A 20,758-nucleotide genomic window follows, 5' to 3' on the forward strand; every position below is an offset into this window, starting at 1 on the left:
CTCCGTTTATGTTCAGCGCGTTCGATGCGTGCAATGCGTGCGATGCTGCGCTCAGACCCAGCCGAACAGGGTCAGGATCATGTCGATCACCTTGATGCCGGCAAAGGGCACCAGGATGCCGCCGAGGCCGTACACCAGCAGGTTGCGCCTCAGCAAGATGGCCGCGCCGAGCGGCCGGTACACCACGCCGCGCAGCGCCAGCGGGATCAGCACCACGATGATCAGCGCGTTGAAGATCACCGCCGACAAGATGGCCGAGGCCGGCGTCGACAAGCCCATCACGTTGAGCTGGTTGAGCTGCGGGTACGTGGTGGCGAACGCTGCCGGGATGATGGCGAAGTACTTCGCCACATCATTGGCCACGCTGAAGGTGGTGAGCGAGCCGCGCGTCATCAGCATCTGCTTGCCGATCTCGACGATCTCGATCAGCTTGGTCGGATTGCTGTCGAGGTCGACCATGTTGCCGGCTTCCTTCGCCGCCTGCGTGCCGCTGTTCATCGCCACCGCCACGTCGGCCTGCGCCAGCGCCGGTGCGTCGTTGGTGCCGTCGCCGGTCATCGCCACCAGGCGGCCTTCGGCCTGGTAGTCGCGGATCAGCTTGAGCTTGGCTTCGGGGGTGGCTTCGGCAAGGAAGTCATCGACGCCGGCTTCCGCTGCGATCGACGCGGCGGTGAGGCGGTTGTCGCCGGTGATCATCACCGTCTTGATGCCCATCTTGCGCAGCTCGCCAAAGCGCTCGCGAATGCCGGCCTTGACGATGTCCTTGAGCTCCACCACGCCAAGCACGCGTACGTGCTCGCCATCGGTGCTGGACTCCGCCACCACCAGCGGCGTGCTGCCGGCGCGGGCCACGTCGTCCACAGCCTGCATCACGGCATCGGGGAACTTGCCGGCGCGCTCGGTCACGTACTTGCGCACGGCATCGGCGGCGCCCTTGCGCACGCTGCGCCCGCCGGCGTCCACGCCGCTCATGCGGGTCTGCGCGGTGAACGGCACGAAGATCGGGCGCAGCGCGCTGATATCGGGCGTGGCGGCACCGGCCTGCTGGCGCGCCAGCGTGACGATGCTGCGGCCTTCCGGCGTTTCATCGGCCAGCGACGACAGCCAGGCGGCTTCGGCCAGTTGCTGCGCCGACACGCCGGGCGCGGCGATAAAGCGTGAAGCCTGGCGGTTGCCGTGCGTGATGGTGCCGGTCTTGTCGAGCAGCAGCACGTCCACGTCGCCGGCGGCCTCCACCGCGCGGCCCGAGGTGGCGATCACGTTGGCTTCCATCATGCGGCTCATGCCGGCCACGCCGATGGCCGACAGCAAGCCGCCGATGGTGGTCGGGATCAGGCACACCAGCAGCGCGATCAGCACGGTGATGGTGACGGGCATGCCGGCCTTGGCGACGAACACGCTGTACACCGAGAACGGCTGCAGCGTGGCGGTGGCCAGCAGCAGCACGATGGTCAGGCCCACCAGCAGGATGGTCAGCGCCAGTTCGTTCGGCGTCTTCTGGCGCTTGGCGCCTTCCACCATGGTGATCATGCGGTCGATGAAGCTCTCGCCCGGATTGGTGGTGATGCGCACCACGATCCAGTCGGACAGCACGCGCGTGCCGCCGGTGACCGAAGAGAAGTCGCCACCGGATTCGCGGATCACGGGAGCCGATTCGCCGGTGATGGCGCTCTCGTCCACCGAGGCCACGCCTTCGATCACGTCCCCGTCGCCGGGCACCATGTCGCCCGCCTCGACCAGCACCACGTCGCCGCGGCGCAGCGCGGCAGCGCCGCGCGCCTCGGTGGCGCCGGCGGCGCGGTAGTCGCGCCGGCCTTCCTTGACCAGCTTGGCGGTGACGGTGGTCTTGAGTCCGCGCAGCGCTTCGGCTTGCTGCTTGCTGCGGCCCTCGGCCAGCGCTTCGGCAAAATTCGCGAACAGCACGGTGAACCACAGCCACACCGACACGGCCAGGATAAACCCGGCGCTCTCGCCACCCGCCGTGGCGGGCGAGAACAGCGCGCGGAAGAACACGATCGTGGTCAGGATGCTGCCCGCATAGACCACGAACATCACCGGGTTGCGCAACTGGTCGCGCGGCGAGAGCTTCTTCACCGAATCGAGCAGGGCCGGCTTGACGAGCTCGGGGGCGAACATGCCGCCGCGCGGGCGATGATGGCCGCCGCTCTTTGGCGTGGCCAGGACCGGCGTGACCACGCTGGTGGCCGGGGTAGTGTTTGCCGGTGCCACGCCGGCGTTCTTGCTGCGCGTCACCATGGATTCTTGTTGCATGCGTTTCTCCATTACTTGCTAGCCGCCGAGACCGCYGGCGCCTGCAGCTGCTCCGCCACCGGGCCCAGCGCCAGCGCCGGGATATAGGTGAGCGCGCCCACCATCAGCACCGAGCCAACCAGCAGCACCACGAACAGCGGGCCGTGCGTGGGCATGGTGCCCCCCGTCACCGGCAGCCTGCGCTTGGCCGCCAGCGAGCCCGCCATGGCCAGGATCGGCACGATGATCCAGAAGCGGCCGAACCACATCGCTGCCGCCAGCGCCACGTTGTAGAAGGGCGTGTTGGCGGACAAGCCGCCGAAGGCGCTGCCGTTGTTGTTGGCAGCCGACGAGAACGCATAGAGGATTTCCGAAAAGCCGTGCGTGCCAGGGTTGAACACACCGGCGCGGCCCGGCTCCACCATCACCGCCACCGCCGTGCCCAGGAGCACCAGCAGCGGCGTGACGAGGATCGCCACCGCGGTCATCTTCATCTCAAAGGTCTCGATCTTCTTGCCCAGGTACTCCGGCGTGCGGCCGATCATCAGGCCCGCGATGAACACGGCGAGCACCGCGTACACGAGCATGCCGTACAGGCCCGAGCCCACGCCGCCGAACACCACTTCGCCAAGCTGCATCAGCAGCATCGGCACCAGCCCGCCGATGGCGGTGAAGGAATCGTGCATGGCATTGACCGCGCCGCACGACGCCGCCGTGGTGATGGTGGCGAACAGCGCGGTGGCGGCGATGCCGAAGCGCGTTTCCTTGCCTTCCATATTGCCGCCGGCCTGCAGCGCGCTGGCCGCATGGTCGATCGGCAAACCCGCCAGCGCGGCGTTGGCCTGCTGCTCGGAGGCCGCCGCGACGCATGCCATCACGATGAAGATCACCGCCATCGACGCCAGGATCGCCACGCCCTGGCGGCGGTCCTTGACCATCTCGCCGAAGGTGAAGCACAGCGCCGCCGGGATCAGGAAGATGGCCAGCATCTCGATCAGGTTGGCAAGCTCGGTCGGGTTCTCGAACGGATGCGCCGAGTTGGCGTTGAAGAAGCCGCCGCCGTTGGTGCCRAGCATCTTGATGGCWWSCTGCGAAGCCACCGGGCCCATTGCCAGCGTCTGCTTGTCGGTCTTCATGGCCTCCATCACCGGCGCGCCCTTGGCGTCGAGCACGGGCTGGCCGGCTGCGTCCACCTTGGGCTGGCTGTACTCGACCGGCGTGACCAGGCTGACTTCCTTGTAGCTGTCGAAGTTCTGGATCACGCCCTGGCTGACCAGCGCCAGCGCGATCGCGGCGGAGATCGGCACCAGCACGTAGAGCGTGCAGCGCGTCATGTCGACCCAGAAGTTGCCGATGGTGGCCGCGCTCTGGCGCGCAAAACCGCGGATCAGCGCGAACACCACGGCGATGCCGGTGGCCGCCGAGAAGAAGTTCTGCACCGTGAGCGCTAGCATCTGCGTGAGATAGCTCATGGTGGATTCGCCCGCATAGCCCTGCCAGTTGGTATTGGCGACGAAGCTCACGGCGGTGTTGAAGGCCGAGTCCGGCGACACCGCGCCGAAGCCTTGCGGGTTAAGCGGCAGCCAGGCCTGCATGCGCTGCAGCGCATAAACCACCACCACGCCCAGCATGTTGAAGGCGATGACCGCGATGGCATATTGCTTCCAGCCCATCTCGGCATTGGCGCGCACGCCCGCCACGCGGTACAAAACGCGCTCAAGCGGGCGGCCCCAGGCCGTGGCGAGGTAGCGGTCGTCTTCCATCGCGCGGCGGATATAACGCCCCACGAAGGGCGCGAGCGCCAGCAGGATGGCTAGGTAGAGGACCAGTAGTCCCAGGAATTCGGTGGACATCAGAATTTCTCCGGCCGGAACAGGGCGATCAGGAGGTAGATAAAGACAGCAACGGCGAGCACGCCGCCCAGCAGGTCAGCCCAGTCCATCACAGCCTCCTGTCGGTGGCGCTGTCCTTGCGGCGCGCGTCGGCGGCTTCTCCGCCTGGCCCCTCGGCCGCGCCCAGCGGTTTGCCTGCAAGCGCGGCGCACAAGAGCAGCAGTGCGCCAGTCAGCGCACCAAACAGCAACAAACCAATGAAATAGATCCMGTCCATGGCAACACACCGTGAGTGATTCACAGATGGCAGATTAGGGATCGAGCGGTAAAAACGGGGTAGAGAGGGAAGGCGGGGGTGTAAAGAAGATATAAAAATCGCGTAAAAACGGTGCGAAAGCGCGTGGCGGCCGCCAGGCATCGGCGCCAGCTTTTAAAAAAAAAGCCCCGCAGGCTGTTGGCCTTGCGGGGCTATGCAGGTCGCCGAAGCCGGCTGTGGCGCCGGCCGCGTCAGGAGCGCCTGATCCGTTGCATCGGTTATGTGGTCATTAGTACGATCAGTGATATGGCCAGTGATAGGGTCAGTTGTAAGTAAAGACCGCCGACTTGTTGCTGTTGTCCAACATGCGGTACCCGAACAGCAGCCCGCGGTTGGTGGTGGCCGTGAAGGCCGGCACCGCCGCGTTGACCACGATCGAGGTCGCGCCCCTGGGCGCCGGCGTGGATGTACTCCAGGTGCCGTTGTTGTCGACCGTGGCGGCAACGCTGCCGATCTGCTGGGCGGAGACGTTCTGCACCCAGTCCGCCGTCAGCGACGTCTGCGCACCGGCCAGGCTGGCGTTGGACGGGTCCAGCGCGGCCAGCGACTTGCTGCCCAGCGTGTTCCACGGCAGGTTCACCCCTTGGGTGGCCGGCACAAGGTCGCTCAACAGGGTCTTGTTGTAGCTGTAGGTCGGCGTGGTGTTGGTGCCATGGAACAGCTCGATGCGGTACTTCGCGCCCTTGACCACCTTGGAGGCATCGGCGTTGTCCGCCGCCTGCGCCCACACCAGGCTGACAGGATTGCCCGCCAGGGTGCTGGCCGCGCTACCGCTGAGGCCCGCGGTCCGCGAGAACCAGAAGTTCGGGCAGTTGTACGACGGCGAGGGCGGACTGAACTCGTTGCCGCACTGGGCGGTGACGGGCACCGTGCCGGTCTTGTTGCTCACGTCCATGTAAGTCTGGCCCACCTCGGCCGGGACCGGCGCGATATAGACGATGCCATTGCTCGGCAAGCCGGGCCCGGTCACGCGCGCATAGCTCAGGGGGGCGTTGTTGACGACGCTGCCCGGGCCCTTGGCGTTGATCAGGAACTGGATGCCGCTCTGGAAGTGGCTGTAGTTGTTGTTGCTCTTGTTGAAGCCCGGGTTCATCTGCTCGACGCGCCGGATCTGGAGCTTGAGCGTGACGTCGACCGGCTGCTGGTTGCCGACCAGCCACCAGGTCGACGGATGCGCGCTGGACGCGCCGCCCCCGATATCGCGGGCCGTGGTGATGATGTTGCCGGGGTTGCCGCTGGCGTCAAGGTACCGGATGTTGAAGATGGCTTCGTCACGCCCCGAGGCCGTCGATGCGGCGGGATAGAACGCCATGATTTCCGGCACGCTGAACTGCGCGCCCGTCATGGTATCGCTGGTCAGGATGCCGTAGAGCAATTGCCCGAAGTAGTAGCCGTTGTGCAGGAAATCGACACCGGCCGCATTGCTGACGTCGGCAGCGATGTTCTGGCATGCGGACGCCACCCCATTGACCTCCGGGCCGCCTTGCGACGCGCTCAGGCTGGCATTGGAGGACGTCACGCGCTGCGCGACGGGCAGTGCGAAGCAGGCTGAGAGCCCCTTGGCGACCGCTTGCGCTGCCTGCGGCAGGGCCGCGACGCCGGCGGGCGGCGCTTTGAGCGTGCCGCCCGTGCTGGTGGCGGTGGCGATAGCCACGGGCGTCGGGTTGTCGACGGTGGCCAGCGCCAGCTTGCCGGTGGCCGGATCCGTGACCACCTTGACGATATCGAGCACCTGGTCGGCGGTATTGCCCACGCCGGCGGACGTGGCGGCGGTGATGGCGGTCGAGAACGGATCGTAGCTGGCGGGCGCGCCGATGGCGGCGAGCACGCTGGCGAGCTGCGCGACCACATTGGCGGTGACCTTTTGCAAGGCAGCGGTGTCCACCGTCTTGCCACTGACGAACGTCAGCGGATTGCCGTCGGCAGCGAGTTGCGCCACGATGGCCGTGGTCAGCGGCGTGGCGTTGATGGTGAGCTTGGCGCCGGCAGCCGGCGTGACGGTGCTCACGCTGACCAGCGGCGCGGTGTTGCCCGTGGGGTCGGTGACGACCACGAAGAACGGCGCCACCTCGCCCGTCTTCAGGGTACAGGTGTAGGTGCCCAGCGCGCTGGTGGTKATCGCGGCTTCCTGGCAGGGGGACGCGCCCGCGCTGTCGGTAATGGCCACATTGGCATTGGCCAGCGCCGCGCCGGTGGCGGCCGTGCCGGTCACTGCGGCCGCGGCCAGGACCGGCTTGTCGCCGGTGGAGCCGCTGCTTGTGCTATCGCTGCCGCCGCCACCGCAGGCGGCCAGCGCCAGCAGTGCCGCGCCGCTCAGCGCGACCCCGAATGTCTGAAGTTGGAGCTTCATTGGATTTCCCCCCTGAGAATGGATTCCGGTGTTTCTTCTGCTTTTTTTGCCAGCGCCGTGCCGGCAACATGATTTACGGCAGGACCCTGTAATTCGTTAGCCGGCCGATGGCAGCGGTCTTGCGGCCCCCGGCACGGGCAAGACTAAGCAGCCGGCCAGCAGGTGGGAATCCCATAAACATGGCATGGCGCCCCGCCCCGGACTGCGCAGGGAGGATCGGTGGGGATTAACGGGGGCTTCGTGGGGGCGGCAGGCGTGGCAACCGGGTTGCGGCGCCGCGCAGGTCAGATCCAGCCGGACTTATGCAGCTTGCGCCAGAGCCCGCCGCAGGCCAACGCGGTCACCCCGATCACGGTCGGATACGCATAGTGGAATTTCAGCTCCGGCATGAAGTTGAAGTTCATGCCGTACAAGCTGAACACCACGGTGGGAATCGCCAGGATGGCGCCCCAGCCGGCCAGGCGCTTGACCACTTCGTTCTGGCCCACCGTGACCAGCGCCAGGTTCACCTGCACCGCGGTGGTCAGCATCTCGCGCACCACGTCCAGGCTGCGCACCAGGCGGCTGGCATGGTCCTCGATGTCGCGGAAGTACGCGCGCAGCTCCTTGGGGACCAGGTCCTCGTGCAACCGGATCAGTTGTCCGCAGATCTCCTCGATCGGGTAGACCGCATTGCGCAGGCGCAGCACCTGGCGCTTGATGTGGTACAGGTGCTCGATCGCGGCGCGGTCGAACTCGTCGCGGAAGATGCCTTGCTCGAGCTGCTCGAAGCCGTCCTCGAGCCGGGTGACGATGGGCATGTAGTGGTCCACCACGAAATCCATCAGCGCGTAGAGCACGTAGCCCGGGCCGTTGGCCAGCGCGCGCGCGTCGCTCTCGCAGCGCTCGCGCACCGGCGCGTAGCTGCTGCTCACGCCGTGACGGACCGACACCACATAGTTGGGGCCGACGAACAGGTGGGTCTCGCCCACCACCACTTCCTCGTCCACCAGTTGTGCGGTGTTCAGCACGATGAAGATGGAGTCGCCGTAGGTCTCCAGCTTGGGGCGCTGGTGGGCATCAAGGGCATCCTCCACCGCCAGGTCGTGCAGGCCAAACTCCTGCTGCACCTTGCGCAGCAGCGGCAGGTCCGGTTCGTGCAAGCCCAGCCAGACAAAGGTGCCCGGGACCGAGATTGCCTCGCTGATCTGGTCCAGGGCGACATCACCCACGCGCTTGCCGCTGCGGTAGGCCACACTATTGACGATCGCGCCCATGGCTRCTCCATTGTTCAGATGGCGCAATCGTAACAAGGGCGCCGTCAACGCGCCGCATCCGGCACTGGCCTCGGGTCATCCGGCATTTGTTACAGTTCTGCACCCAGACGAAGTTAGAATGTCCCATTTCCACGGTCACCGACTATGTCCCAGAAGAAATCGCCACGCTTCGAGCTGCGCAGTGGCAATGTCGACGCCCTCCTCCTCGCTCTCAAGACCACCGACATCGCGGCGCTGCGTGACGATCTCCTGTCCCGCTTCGAATCGACTCCCGATTTCTTCTCCAATGATGTGGTGGCCCTGGACCTGCGCCGGCTGGAAGGCGACGACCAGGTAGCCCTGGACACGGTGATCGAGACCCTGGCCCTGCTCAAGGCCCGCGCTATCGGCGTGGTGGCCCGCGAGGCGCAGCGGGGCTGGGCCGAGTCGTTTGGCCTGCCGCTGCTCGACAGCCAGAGCCGGCGCGGCGGCCGGGACGAAACCCCGCCGGCCGAGCCGGCAGGCCCCTCCCCGGCCGAAGCCCTGGCCGACGCCCAGGCTGYGGCCCAGGCCGAGGCAAAGGCTGCGGCCGCCGAAGTGGAAGCCGCCGCCGCGGCCGCCATTGCCGAAGCCGCGTCGCGCAGCGTGCCCACCATGCTGATCGACAAGCCGCTGCGCTCCGGCCAGCAGATCTACGCCGCCGGCGACGTGGTGATCCTCGACCTGGTCAGCTACGGCGCCGAGGTCATCGCCGAAGGCAACATCCATATTTATGCCCCGCTGCGCGGCCGCGCGCTGGCGGGGGTCAAGGGCTACGCGCAGGCGCGCATCTTCTGCACCTGCCTGGAACCCGAACTGCTCTCCATCGCCGGCATCTACCGCACCGCCGAACTGCCGCTGCCCGCCGATGTGCTGGGCAAATCGGCCCAGGTGCGGCTGTCGGGGGAGAAACTGATTCTCGAACCGCTCCGGATGAAGTAACACCCGCCGCAGAGCCCAAACCACAGCAGCGCAAGCTTCAACCATTACTGGATCCAAGAGCCATGGCAAAAATCATCGTTGTGACCTCCGGCAAGGGAGGCGTAGGCAAGACCACCACCAGCGCCAGCTTTTCCGCCGGCCTGGCCCTGCGTGGCCATAAGACTGCCGTGATCGACTTCGACGTCGGCCTGCGCAACCTCGACCTGATCATGGGTTGCGAGCGCCGCGTGGTGTACGACCTGGTCAACGTGGTACAGGGCGAAGCCAACCTGAACCAGGCGCTGATCAAGGACAAGAAGTGCGAAAACCTGTTCATCCTGCCGGCCTCGCAAACGCGCGATAAAGACGCGCTCACCAAGGAAGGCGTGGAGAAGGTCATCAATGGCCTGGTCGACATGGGCTTCGAGTACATCGTCTGCGACTCGCCCGCGGGCATCGAGTCCGGCGCCCTGCTGGCCATGTACTTCGCCGACGAGGCCCTGGTCGTGACCAACCCCGAGGTGTCCTCGGTGCGCGACTCGGACCGCATCCTGGGCATCCTGTCGTCCAAGACCAAGCGCGCGGCCGAAGGCGGCGACCCGATCAAGGAACACCTGCTGATCACGCGCTACAACCCGAAGCGCGTGCACGGCGGCGAAATGCTGTCGCTCACCGACATCCAGGAAATCCTGCGCATCAAGCTGATCGGCGTGGTGCCGGAATCCGAAGCCGTGCTGCATGCGTCCAACCAGGGCACGCCGGCCATCCACCTGGAAGGCTCCGACGTGGCCGACGCCTATGGCGACCTGGTGGACCGCTTCCTCGGCAAGGACAAGCCGATGCGTTTCACCGACTACCAGAAGCCGGGGCTGCTTTCGCGCATCTTCGGCAATAAGTAAGGGGGGTCTACCATCATGTCGATTCTGTCCTTCCTGCTCGGCGAGAAGAAGAAGTCCGCCTCGGTTGCCAAGGAGCGGCTGCAGATCATCCTCGCCCATGAACGCACCGGCCATTCCGCGCCGGCCGATTACCTTCCTGCCTTGCAGCGCGAGCTGGTCGCGGTGATTTCCAAATACGTAAAGATCAGCGACCAGGATCTGCGCGTGAGCCTGGAACGCCAGGACAATCTCGAGGTGCTCGAGGTCAAGATCGAGATCCCACAGGGATAACCCTGAGCCGGGCCAGCACGCTCCGGCCCGCACTCAAGCGGCGGCGCTTCACCGTGAAACGCCCGCCTAGCCTGCCTCGGTGGCCGGAGCGCGCTCGCGCTGCCGGCACCATCCCCCACACCGTGGGGTGCGCGAGTCACGCTGGATTCATCTCGCGATGCACCATTGTGTAAATTTGTCGCGGCGTCGCAACGTTTTTGCACCAATTGCCAGCTTAGAGGCGGCCAACGGCGTGCATTAGTGTCTAAATCTTTTCTGTTTTGTTAAATTTTCGCGGGCGTTTACACGAAACGTAAACTCGTCAGCCATCGCGATCCGACCGCTGACACTACAGAATAGAAAAGGAGCCACATGAAGAAATCAGCCCTGACCCTCGCACTTGGTACGCTGCTGGCCGGCAGCGCCTACGCACAAACGTCCGTGACCCTGTACGGTATCGTTGATCAGAGCATTCGCTACAGCAATAACTCGAATGGCAACAACGATAGCCTGTATCAGCTGACCAACGGCGCCATCACCAACAGCCGCTGGGGCATCAAGGGCAGCGAAGCCTTGGGCAACAACCTGAAGGCAATCTTCCAGCTGGAAAACGGCTTCGATCCGGATACYGGCAGGGCCAACCAAGCTAGCGCAGCCAATCCGGGCGGCCGTCTCTTCGGCCGTCAGGCTTATGTGGGCCTGGCCGGCGACTTCGGCACCATCAAGCTGGGCCGCCAGTACACCGAAGGCTTTAACTTCTTCGGCGACTACGATCCGCTGACCATCGGCAACTACACCGCGAACGCCTGGCCGTTCTTCCTGACGAACTTCCGTAATGACAACGTAGTCAGCTACGGCGGCAAGTTCGGCGGCCTGGACGTAGGCGCCAGCTACGGCTTTGGCGAGAAGGCTGGTTCCATCACCTCGTCGCAATACTGGGGCACCCGCGCTGCGTACACCGTTGGCCCGTTCGGCTTTGGTGGCGTGTACCAAGAGGTCCGCGACGCCAACGGCAACAAGCAGCAAATGTGGGGCGCGGCCGGTAAGTACAGCATCGGCCCGGCCAAGATCTTCCTGGGTTACGTGGGTGGCAAGGACCGCACCGGTAACGTTGATGCCAGCCTGAATGGTGACGCGCTGGCCGCTGGCACCGCCAACGCAGTACCGGCGGGCAACTTCACGTCGAACCCGCGCAAGGACACCATCGGTTACCTGGGCGTGACCTACCAGGCAACCCCGGCACTGGCTCTGACTGGCGTGTTCTACGGCGATCACGTCAAGAACGCGAACGGCGTTTCTAACAACCAAGGCAACCGTTACACCGGCGTGCTGCTGGCTGAGTACTCGCTGTCCAAGCGTACCCAGGTCTACGGCACCGTGGACTACAACAAGGTGACCGGTGGCACGAAGACCGAACTGCCGGGCAAGAACAACCAGACTGGTGCGGCACTCGGTATTCGCCACATTTTCTGATTGCCCTTGTCGGCATGCCCCGCGCTCGCGCGGGGTAACGCCTGATTGCAAGAAAGCACCTTCGGGTGCTTTTTTGTTGTTCAGAGCATTTTTCAGAGCGACATGGGCAGGTGCAGATGCCAGGTGACCCTGCCATCGGCTTCAGTTCCGTCTTCAGTTCCGTCTTCAGTTCCGTCTTCAGTCCTGGCTTTGGCATCCGCGGCGCGATCCGCATCGAGCGCGCCGCCATGGCGCAACAGCACGCGGCGGCAAAACTGCATCGCCGGCGTCCCGGCACGCGCGTCCTGCCACGCATCAACATCGGCATCGGCATCGGCATCAGGCACGAAGGCGATCGAAATCCGGCAGAGGCGGCCGTCGAGCCGCTGGCACACCCGCGGCGGCTTGCCCCCGGCGGCGGACATCATGGCCAGCGCCATCAGCACGCGCAGGGCTTCGGGCAGCATGGCGGTATCGCCCCGTATCCAGGCCTTGTGGCCAGCCAGCTCGAGTTCGGGCGCGGGCGCGGCATGCAGGCAGAGCGTGTCGGCGGACTCGCGCAGCAGCGCTGTCAGGTCCAGTATCTCCATGCGGTAACCGTGGGCGAGCTCGCGCAACAGCCGCGCGATGTCGTCGGTGAGCCGCAGCGACACCTGCGCATAGCCCGCCGTCTGCGCCACAAATGCCGCGTGCGCGCGTGCGGACGGCACGTCCTGGTGCAATTGCACCAGCGCCAGGATGGCACTCTGCGGCGAGCGCAAATCGTGCGACAACGCCCGCATGGCGGTTTGCCAGGATGCCAGCGCCGCGCTGTCGCAGGCCGCCGCATCGATGGCGCCGCCGGCAGGCAGCATGGCGCGGATGGCGGCCATGCCAACGGGCTTGTCGCGCGCGCCCTCCTCCGTGCCTGCCCCCATCCTGTGAGCGAGACGCTCCAGGTGCCGCGCGGCCGCGCGCAGGCCGGCCACCCAGCGCAGGATTTCACAACGCAGCCACGCCGTCATGGCGCCGTGCTGGTGAGTTCGAGACGGTAGCCATGCGTGTAGACCGGCAGCAGGCGCAGCCCGTGTTCCGGGTGCAGGGCAAGCTTGCTGCGCACACGCGACATATGCGTATCGATGGTGCGCGACAGCGGCGAGATCTCGCGCCCCCAGACCGCCGCCACGATATGGTCGCGCGACACGATGCGGCCTTCGTTGCGAAACAGCAGCACGGCCAGGTCGAACTCCTTGGGCGTCAGCCTGAGCGGCTGGGCGCGATGCGCCACCGTGCGCGCGGCGCAGTCGATGACATAGTCGGCCAGCGCCACCTGCGCGCCGCCGCTGCCCGGGTCCGGATAGGCGCGGCGCAGCAGCGAATGGATGCGCGCCAGCAGTTCGCCGCGGCGCACCGGCTTGAGCATGTAGTCGTCGGCGCCGGTGGCGAAGCCATCGACGATGTCTTCTTCTTCCACGCGGCAGGTCAGGAACATCGCGGGCACGCGCCGGTCCAGGTTGGCGCGCACCCAGGTCAGCACCTCCTTGCCGGAAAGATCCGGCATCTGCCAGTCGAGCAGCAGCAGGTCGAAGTTTTCCTCGCGCAGTTGCCGCAGCAGGTCGCGGCTGCGCGTGAAGGTGGTGCAGGCATGCCCGGCCTCGCCGAGAATCTGCCGGATCAGGGCCGCCTCTGCGGGTTCATCTTCCAGTGATGCGATCTTCATACCCATGCAATTTGGCCGGAAAGGCTTGGACGCCTGCCGGTCTCGCGGTAATTGGCGCCGCCGGCGCCAGGGAGTGACCCGACGATGCGGGGCTATCCGTCATTAGAAGCCGCGAGAGAAATCTTTCGTATGAGAAATTTCGCAATCTGCGGCGGCAGCCTCGATTAACGATCCGCCACGCAGGCCGCGACGCTAAGATGCCCTGGCAATGCCGCGCACGAGGAGAGAGTTCATGCGAGTCGCAGTACTGGAGGACAACCCGGCGCGAGCCGTCCTGCTGGAGCAGACGCTCAGGCTCAGCGGCCATGAGGCGGTGCGCTTTCGCGAAGGGGGCGCGCTGATGCAGGCGCTGCGCAACGAGCCATACGCGCTGCTGCTGATGGCCTGGGAGGTTCCCGGCATCCCGGCGCGCGACGTCTTGCTGTGGATACGCCGTACCCTAGGCGATGCGCTGCCGGTGATGCTGCTGAGCCAGCACAACGACGACGACCATATCGCCCGGTGCTTCGCCCATGGCGCGGATGCCTTCCTGCCGCCGCCGGTGCGCCACGCCGAGCTGGCCGCGCGCGTCGACGCGCTGCTGCGGCGCATGGCGCCGGTAGCGCAGGCCTGCGGCGACCTCGAGCTGGGTGCGTACCGCTTTGTGCTGGCCGAGCGGCGCGCTTTCGTCAACGGCCGCCTGGTCAAGCTAGCGCCCAAGGAGTACGAGCTGGCGGTCTTGCTGTTTCGCCATGCCGGCCAGTTGTTGCTGCGCCAGACCATCGAGGAATCGGTCTGGCGCCGCAGCATGCCGCCGGCATCGCGCACGGTGGACAGCCACCTGTCGCGCGTGCGCACCAAGCTGGCGCTGGAGCCGCGCAACGGCGTGCGCCTGTCGTCGGTGTATGCCACCGGCTGCCGGCTGGACCTGATCGAGCAGCCGTGATGCGGCTGCTCGATCACCCGTGCTGTCGCCCGCCCTGCCCCGTCAGTCCGCCTTGATGCCCGCTTCCTTCACGATGCGGGCGTTGTCGTCGTATTCCGCATGGATGGCCTTGGCGAATTGCGCGGCGGTACCGCCGGTGGGGACTTCGCCGCCCTTGAGCAGGCGCTCGCGCACCTCGGGCTCTTGCAGGGCCTTGTTCAGTTCGGCATTCAGCCTGGTGATGATGGCCACGGGCGTGTGCGCGGGCGCGAAGATGCCGAAGGTGGAAGTGAGGTTGGCCTTAGGGTAGCCCAGCTCGGCAAAGGTCGGCACATTGGGCAGCGACTCGATGCGCTTGGGTGCGCCCACCGCCAGCGCGCGCAGCCGGCCGGCTTGCATGTGCTGGGTCAGCATGGGGCTGGCGTTGGTGCTCATCACCTCGAACTGGCCGCCGAGGGCGTCGTTCATCTGCTGGCCCGCGCCCTTGTAAGGGATCAGGGTCAGGTCGGCCTTGGCCTTCGACTTGACCTGTTCCAGCATGACATGGCCCACCGTGCCCAGGCCCGACGTGGCCCAGCGTACCGAACCGGGCTTGGCCTTGGCTTGCGCCAGCAGATCCTGGAACGACTTGCCGCCGAAGCTCGACGTGGCGATCACCAGCACCGGCGAGTACATCACGCTCATGACCGGCGCGATGTCGCGCTGCGGATCGTAGTTGACGCGGCCTACGTGCGGGTTGAGCGTGAGCGGGCTGGTCGAGGCAAAGCCCAGCGTGTAGCCGTCCGGCGCGGCCTTGGCCACGGCGTCGATGCCGATGCTGCCACCCGCGCCCGCCTTGTTTTCCACCACCACCGAGGCGCCCATCTGGGCCGACAGGCGCTCGCCGAGCGCGCGCGCCACGGTATCGCTGATGCCGCCGGTGGGATAGGCCACGATCAGCCGGATCGGGCGCGCGGGATACGCACCAGCCGTGCCAGCGGCGTCAGCAGCGCTGGCGAGCGGGCACGTCAGGGCCGCAAACACGGAAGCAGCAGCCAGCAGGGGAATTCGGTGGGAAGCGGACATGGCGGGGGACGACGAGGACAACGGTTGGAAGACGGAACAACGGAACAACGAAACTGGCCGTGCTGGCGCCGCCGGGCGGCCCGGAACCGGGCGCTGGACCGACAGCACGCAGGCAGGAAACAGGCGCTATTTTATCCGATCGGCGCCGCGGCCCAGCGCACGGTCCGGCACCCACGAGACAAAGAGCTCGTTGGCGCGGTCATAGAGCCGCCATACGGTGCCGCACTCGCGGCACGTGAACGTGAGCATGCTGAACGGCACGCCAGCAGCGCTCTGGCTGACCAGCGGCGCGGTGTGCTTGAGCACAAGCCGCTCATGTGGCTCGCGCCGGCGGGAATCCGCCGCTAGCGCCAGACAGTGATCGCAAGCGGGCCGGGTGGGGGTGGGGGAAGGTACGGCGGACGTCATGCCCGCCATGATGCCGCAAAAACGGCGCGCCATTCACCCTGGTCGTTCACCCTTGCGTTCACCCTTGCCGCGGCGCCAACGGCGGATGCGCCTTACCTGATGCCCCAGAGCCTCCGGCAGCGGCCTGCGCCGCCTTCGGCGCGCGCTGCCCGAGCCACACGCTGGCCAGCACCAGCAGTGCGCCGGCCATCTGCGCCGGGCTCAGGATCTGGCCGAGCACCAGGAAGCCCAGCACGGTTGCGCTAACGGGGCTGAGCAAGCCCAGCGCGGACACCGCCGCGGTCGGCAAGCGGCCGATGCCACGGAACCAGAACGCATAGCTCACGCCGGCACCGGCCACGCACAGCCACAGGTAGCCAAGCACGTTGGGCAGCGTCAGCCGCGCCGGCAGCGTCTCGAAGGCCAGCGCGAAGGGCAGCAGGAACAAGGCGCCCGCGGTGAGCTGCCACGCGGTGAGCACCAGCGGCGAGACTGGCGCTCGCCAGCGTTTGGCGAGCACCGTGCCCAGCGCCATGGACACCGCGCCGGCCGCCGCGGCCGCCACGCCCACGGCGTCCAGCCGCGCGGCGGGCCCCAGCACCAGCAAGGCCACGCCACCGATGCCGCCCAGCCCGGCCAGCCACGTAGCCAGATGCGGCCGCGCGCCCAGCAGCAGCCACGCCAGCAGCACCACCAGCAACGGCTGGATTGCGCCCACGGTGGCCGCGACGCCGCCTGGCAGCCGGTAGGCGGCGATAAACAGCATGGCCTGGAACAGGCCAATATTGAGCACGCCCAGCACCGCCGCCTTCCACCACCAACCGCCACGCGGCAGTTGCCGGCCCCACGCCAGCATCGCCAGGCCGGCCGGCAGCGCGCGGATCACGCCGGACAGCAGCGGCTGTCCCGGCGGCAGCCACTGGCTGGTGACCAGGTAGGTGCTGCCCCAGATCAGGGGTGCCGAAGCGGTCAGCAGGACATCCGCCGTGCGTACCTGAACCTGCGGGGCAGGCGTGGAAGACGGCGAGGATGGGCGCGCTGCGAGCAGCGTTGGCGAGGCGGGCTGGGGATCGGGCTTCATGTCGTCATGGCTCCATTTTCTTCAAGCCAATATTCTTGATATCAAGATATAAAAATCCACTTTACGAACTGAAAGCCTTGATGTCAAGATTCTCGTCAACCAGGATCAACAGCAGCCCACCATGGCCACCCGCGGCAAACCCAAGGCAAGCAGCGCGACGGCGCCCTCCCCGAAAGCCGGCAACGACGAGGCACACGAAGGCGGGGACGGGGGCGATCGCGTCGACCATATCCTGGCCCAGTGGGCGCGCGAACGCCCGGACCTGGACGCCGCGCCGATGGGCATCATCGGCCGGGTCTGGCGCCTGGCGCGCCACACCGATCGCGCGGTGGAGTCCGCGCTGGCGCCGACCGGCCTGAATACCTGGGAGTTCGACGTGCTGGCCACGCTGCGCCGCTCCGGCCCGCCTTATGCGCTGTCGCCGGGCGCGCTGATCGATTCGCTGATGATCACCTCGGGCACCATGACCAACCGGATCGACCATCTGGAGCGCGCCGGGCTGGTGCGCCGCAGCCCCAACCCGGATGACCGGCGCGGGCTGCTGATCGAGCTGACCCAGCCGGGCCGCGTGCGCATCGACCACGCGCTGGAAGTGCACGTGGCCAATGAGCATCGCTTGCTGGAGCGGCTCTCGGCCGCCGAGCGCAAGCAGCTGGCAAGCCTGTTGCGGCGCTGGCTGCAGGGCTTCGAGGCCGCCGGCGAATGACGCGGCAGACAGGCGCATCGCAGCAACGCACGCGCCACGCCTGGCACGAACCCTGCGATCCGTCCTGCCTTTTATCTGTTTCCCCCCCACTGCCTTTTTCCTCACTGCATCACGGAGCCCCCCACATGCGCTTGAACCTTAGCCCGCGCGCCAGCGCGCTTGCCCACCGCCGCCGTGCGTCCTTGAAGGCGGCGGCCGCGCTCGTCGCCCTGCTCTGCGCCGCTGCCGCGCAAGCGGCGCCGGTGGAGCCCGCCTACCAGCTGTCTCAGCAAGAAAAGCCGGCGCTGATCGCCACCCTCAAGGACCTGGTCTCGATCGAGTCCGGCAGCAAGGACATCGAAGGGCTGGACCGCATCGCCACGCTGATCCGCGACCGCCTGGCCGCGATGGGCGGCGACGCGCAGCTGATCGAGCCCACCGAGGTCTACCGCATGGAAGACACGCCCAAGCAAGTGGGCAAGATGGTGATGGCGCAGTTCAAGGGCACGGGCAAGCGCAACATCATGCTGATCGGCCATATGGATACGGTCTACCTGCGCGGCATGCTGGCGCAGCAGCCGTTCCGCATCGACGGCGAGCGCGCCTACGGCCTGGGCATCGCCGACGACAAGAACGGCGTGGCGGTGATCCTGCATACGGTGGCCATCCTGCAGAAGATGGGCTTCAAGGACTACGGCACGCTGACCGTGCTGATCAACGGCGATGAGGAAATCAGCTCGCCGGGCGCGCGCGCCATGCTGACCAAGATGGGCAGCCAGCAAGACGCGGTGTTCTCCTGCGAAGCCACGCGCGTGACCGGCGACCGCCTGTCGCTAGCCACCAGCGGCATCGGCGCCATCTCGCTGACCGTGCATGGCAAGGCCTCGCACGCCGGCAGCTCGCCCGAGAACGGCCGCAACGCGCTGTATGAACTATCGCACCAGATCCTGCAGATGCGCGACCTGTCCAACCMSGASACCGGACTCAAGGTSAACTGGACGATCTCCTCGGCCGGCACCAACCGCAACGTGATCCCGGCCACCGCCACGGCCCAGGCCGACGTGCGCGTGCTGCGCACCGCCGACTACGACAACCTGGAGCGCACGCTGCAAGAGCGCGTGAAGAAGCAACTGATTCCCGATACCAAAGTCGAGGTCAAATTCGAACGTCGCCGGCCGCCGCTGGAAGTCACCGACGCCGCGCGCAAGCTGGCCGCGCATGCGCAAGGCGTGTATGCGGAGATCGGCGAGAAGCTGGCCGTGTACGACACAGCCGAAGGCGGCGGCACCGATGCGGCCTTCGCCGCGGCCGCCACCAAGGCGCCCGTGATCGAGCGCTTCGGCCTGCGCGGCTTTGGCGCGCACTCCAACGACGCGGAATACGTCGACCTCAACTCGGTCACGCCGCGCCTGTACCTGCTCACACGCATGATCATGGACGTGTCGCAGGACAAGACCGGGCGCTGATAGGGCAGCCCCGCAGGTACGCCAGGCACCGCGTGGGGTTGCTGCAATGTGCGCGTGAGCACCGCGACGGTGCATGGCATTGAACACCGATATCGTCGCGAGCCGCTGCGCGCAGGCTCAGGGCAGCTTTTTTCGCCCGCCCAGGTCCGGCAGGAAAATAGCCAGCAGCCCCAGCAACGGCAAGAACGCGCACAGCTGGTAGACCGATTGGATGCCGTGCGCATCGGCCAGCTTGCCCAGCACCGCGGCGCCGATGCCGCCCATGCCGAACGCAAAGCCGAAGAACAAGCCCGACACCATGCCCACCTTGCCCGGAATCAGCTCCTGCGCGAACACCAGGATGGCCGAGAACGCCGAGGCCAGGATAAAGCCGATGATGAACGACAGCACGCCAGTCCAGAACAGGTTGGCATGCGGCAGCATCAGCGTGAACGGCGCCACGCCCAGGATCGACGCCCAGATCACGCGCTTGCGGCCGATGCGGTCGCCGATCGGGCCACCCAGGATGGTGCCGGCCGCCACCGCGAACAGGAACACGAACAGGTAGAGCTGTGAGCTCTCCCGCGACAGGCCAAAGCGCTCCATCAGGTAGAAGGTGTAATACGTGTTCAAGCTCGCCATGTAGAAATACTTGGAGAACACCAGCGCCATCAGCACCACCATGGCCCGCACCACGGTGCTGCGCGGCAGCGGCGCGGCGGCAGCGACAGCCTTGCGCTTGCGCGTGGTGTGCGCCAGTTCACGGCCATACCAGCCGCCGATCTGCCACAGCACGGCAATCGCCAGCAGCGCCGCCAGCGAGAACCACGCCACGCTGCTCTGCTGATGCACGATCCACGCCGCCAGCAACGGCCCGGTCGCGCTGCCCGCGTTGCCGCCAACCTGGAAGATCGACTGCGCCAGCCCGTGCTGCCCGCCCGACGCCATGCGCGCCACGCGCGACGACTCCGGATGGAAGATCGACGATCCGGTGCCCACCAGCGCGGCGGCCACCAGCAGCACGCCATAGGTAGGCGCCACCGACAGCATGAGCAAGCCGCACAACGTGAACCCCATGCCGATCGACAGCGACTGCGGCTTGGGATGCTTGTCGGTGTACAGGCCCACCACCGGCTGCAGCAGCGAAGCGGTGATCTGGTACGTCAGGGTCAGCAGCCCGATCTGGGTAAAGCTGAGGTTGAAGCCGCCCTTGAGCATCGGATAGATGGCCAGGATCAGCGACTGGATCATGTCGTTGAGGAAGTGCGAAAAACTGATCGCCCCCAGCACCCGGAAGCCGGTCCGCTCGGTGGCCTGCGCGGTCGTGGGAGTCTGGGCCAAGCCTTGTGGCGAGGCATTCGCGCCGCCGGGCGCGGTTTCGATACGGCTGCTCATGATGGAAACGGGGGCTGAAAAGGCAATGGGGGAATCCTGGCGCTCATCCTAAATGGCACGATCCCGCCTGTCCTGCGAGAATAGGGCCAGAACCTTGGAGAAAAGGACATGCCCCGCCTCCCCAGCCCGATCGCACAGCGAAGCGCCGAAAACACCGCGCCCACAACACGCTCCTCCCCGCCCGCCATCCACCGCGCCGACAGCTACTCCAAGTCGCCCGCCTACCTGCAGTACGACCGCAGCGCCATGCCGGTCACGGCCATGGCCGCCGACTATGTGCCCGGCCACGTTACCAAGCCGCACCAGCATCCCAATGCGCAACTGGTGCACGCGGTGCATGGCGTGATGGTGGTCGCCACCGCCGAAGGGCAATGGATCGTGCCCCCGACGCGCGGCATGTGGATGCCTKGGGGCATGGTGCACTGGATCCGCATGGTCGGGCACGTGCGCATGCGCACCGCCTACATCCGGCCGGACGCCGCCGACAACCTGCCCACCCGCTGCACCGTGCTGGGCATCACGCCACTGCTGCGCGAACTGATCCTCGCCGCGAT

Annotated in this window: 20 protein-coding genes; 8 read left to right on the forward strand and 12 right to left on the reverse strand. The window is 66.5% G+C overall.

Going from position 1 to position 20,758, the window contains the following annotated elements; genetic code table 11:
* Positions 1–51: 51 nt before the first annotated feature.
* The 6 genes from kdpB to AC1DS3_RS05905 all read right to left on the reverse strand — a co-directional run bounded on the left by kdpB (position 52) and on the right by AC1DS3_RS05905 (position 8,004).
* Positions 52–2,271 (reverse strand): potassium-transporting ATPase subunit KdpB, encoded by a 2,220-nt coding sequence (gene kdpB, locus AC1DS3_RS05880; RefSeq protein ID WP_441640175.1) that lies wholly within the window; start codon positions 2,269–2,271, stop codon positions 52–54.
* An 11-nt stretch (positions 2,272–2,282) separates the two neighbouring features.
* On the reverse strand, positions 2,283–4,103 hold the full coding sequence (gene kdpA / locus AC1DS3_RS05885) for a potassium-transporting ATPase subunit KdpA (protein ID WP_477126835.1): 1,821 nt from the start codon (positions 4,101–4,103) through the stop codon (positions 2,283–2,285).
* Entirely contained in the window at positions 4,103–4,192 is a 90-nt protein-coding gene (gene kdpF, locus AC1DS3_RS05890; protein ID WP_006164365.1) for a K(+)-transporting ATPase subunit F, read from the reverse strand. Before kdpF ends, kdpA begins: the two co-directional genes overlap by 1 nt.
* Positions 4,192–4,359 (reverse strand): hypothetical protein, encoded by a 168-nt coding sequence (locus AC1DS3_RS05895; protein ID WP_477126836.1) that lies wholly within the window; start codon positions 4,357–4,359, stop codon positions 4,192–4,194. The genes kdpF and AC1DS3_RS05895 overlap by 1 nt, the downstream gene beginning before the upstream one ends.
* 301 nt (positions 4,360–4,660) lie before the next feature.
* The gene (locus AC1DS3_RS05900; protein WP_441640178.1) at positions 4,661–6,748 is read right to left on the reverse strand and encodes a hypothetical protein; all 2,088 of its coding nucleotides are present in this window, start codon (positions 6,746–6,748) and stop codon (positions 4,661–4,663) included.
* Between the two features lie 284 nt (positions 6,749–7,032).
* Positions 7,033–8,004: a magnesium and cobalt transport protein CorA gene (locus AC1DS3_RS05905; RefSeq protein ID WP_441640179.1), complete on the reverse strand. Its 972-nt coding sequence runs from the start codon at positions 8,002–8,004 to the stop codon at positions 7,033–7,035.
* 144 nt (positions 8,005–8,148) lie between these two features.
* Between AC1DS3_RS05905 and minC the strand changes: the two genes are divergently transcribed.
* The 4 genes from minC (at position 8,149) to AC1DS3_RS05925 (ending at position 11,564) form a co-directional block, all read left to right on the forward strand.
* On the forward strand, positions 8,149–8,964 hold the full coding sequence (gene minC, locus AC1DS3_RS05910) for a septum site-determining protein MinC (protein ID WP_477126837.1): 816 nt from the start codon (positions 8,149–8,151) through the stop codon (positions 8,962–8,964).
* Between the two features lie 62 nt (positions 8,965–9,026).
* Positions 9,027–9,842, forward strand: a complete 816-nt coding sequence (minD, locus tag AC1DS3_RS05915; RefSeq protein WP_043342744.1) for a septum site-determining protein MinD — start codon at positions 9,027–9,029, stop codon at positions 9,840–9,842.
* 15 nt (positions 9,843–9,857) lie between these two features.
* Entirely contained in the window at positions 9,858–10,112 is a 255-nt protein-coding gene (gene minE, locus AC1DS3_RS05920) for a cell division topological specificity factor MinE (RefSeq protein ID WP_006164360.1), read from the forward strand.
* A gap of 351 nt (positions 10,113–10,463) precedes the next feature.
* A complete protein-coding gene (locus tag AC1DS3_RS05925; RefSeq protein WP_441640181.1) occupies positions 10,464–11,564 on the forward strand; it encodes a porin in 1,101 nt (366 codons plus the stop codon).
* 92 nt (positions 11,565–11,656) lie between these two features.
* Here AC1DS3_RS05925 and AC1DS3_RS05930 read toward each other — a convergent pair whose 3' ends face one another.
* Both AC1DS3_RS05930 and AC1DS3_RS05935 read right to left on the reverse strand, forming a co-directional pair.
* A complete protein-coding gene (locus AC1DS3_RS05930) occupies positions 11,657–12,547 on the reverse strand; it encodes an ATP-binding protein (RefSeq protein ID WP_441640182.1) in 891 nt (296 codons plus the stop codon).
* Complete coding sequence (locus AC1DS3_RS05935; protein ID WP_441640183.1) at positions 12,544–13,242, reverse strand: response regulator transcription factor; 699 nt, start codon at positions 13,240–13,242, stop codon at positions 12,544–12,546. The genes AC1DS3_RS05930 and AC1DS3_RS05935 overlap by 4 nt, the downstream gene beginning before the upstream one ends.
* A gap of 232 nt (positions 13,243–13,474) precedes the next feature.
* Here AC1DS3_RS05935 and AC1DS3_RS05940 point away from each other — a divergent pair, with 232 nt between their 5' ends.
* A complete protein-coding gene (locus AC1DS3_RS05940) occupies positions 13,475–14,167 on the forward strand; it encodes a response regulator transcription factor (protein WP_441640184.1) in 693 nt (230 codons plus the stop codon).
* Between the two features lie 42 nt (positions 14,168–14,209).
* Here the strand turns inward: AC1DS3_RS05940 and AC1DS3_RS05945 are convergent, their stop codons facing one another.
* The 3 genes from AC1DS3_RS05945 to AC1DS3_RS05955 form a co-directional block, all read right to left on the reverse strand.
* Positions 14,210–15,211, reverse strand: a complete 1,002-nt coding sequence (locus tag AC1DS3_RS05945; protein WP_441640185.1) for a Bug family tripartite tricarboxylate transporter substrate binding protein — start codon at positions 15,209–15,211, stop codon at positions 14,210–14,212.
* Positions 15,212–15,337: 126 nt separating this feature from the next.
* Positions 15,338–15,628 carry a hypothetical protein gene (locus AC1DS3_RS05950; RefSeq protein WP_441640193.1) on the reverse strand — a complete coding sequence of 97 codons (291 nt, stop codon included), beginning with the start codon at positions 15,626–15,628 and terminating at the stop codon, positions 15,338–15,340.
* Between the two features lie 49 nt (positions 15,629–15,677).
* The gene (locus AC1DS3_RS05955; protein ID WP_441640186.1) at positions 15,678–16,679 is read right to left on the reverse strand and encodes an EamA family transporter; all 1,002 of its coding nucleotides are present in this window, start codon (positions 16,677–16,679) and stop codon (positions 15,678–15,680) included.
* Positions 16,680–16,800: 121 nt separating this feature from the next.
* Here AC1DS3_RS05955 and AC1DS3_RS05960 point away from each other — a divergent pair, with 121 nt between their 5' ends.
* Both AC1DS3_RS05960 and AC1DS3_RS05965 read left to right on the forward strand, forming a co-directional pair.
* Entirely contained in the window at positions 16,801–17,385 is a 585-nt protein-coding gene (locus tag AC1DS3_RS05960; RefSeq protein ID WP_441640187.1) for a MarR family winged helix-turn-helix transcriptional regulator, read from the forward strand.
* 125 nt (positions 17,386–17,510) lie between these two features.
* Positions 17,511–18,830: a M20/M25/M40 family metallo-hydrolase gene (locus tag AC1DS3_RS05965; RefSeq protein ID WP_477126838.1), complete on the forward strand. Its 1,320-nt coding sequence runs from the start codon at positions 17,511–17,513 to the stop codon at positions 18,828–18,830.
* A 117-nt stretch (positions 18,831–18,947) separates the two neighbouring features.
* On the opposite strand, the gene AC1DS3_RS05970 is transcribed toward AC1DS3_RS05965, so the two are convergent.
* Complete coding sequence (locus AC1DS3_RS05970; protein ID WP_441640189.1) at positions 18,948–20,204, reverse strand: MFS transporter; 1,257 nt, start codon at positions 20,202–20,204, stop codon at positions 18,948–18,950.
* Between the two features lie 108 nt (positions 20,205–20,312).
* Here AC1DS3_RS05970 and AC1DS3_RS05975 point away from each other — a divergent pair.
* Positions 20,313–20,758 (forward strand): AraC family ligand binding domain-containing protein (locus AC1DS3_RS05975; protein WP_477126839.1); only part of this gene is annotated, 446 nt, incomplete at its 3' end.

The sequence above is a fragment of the Cupriavidus sp. 01L46 genome (assembly GCF_056399905.1).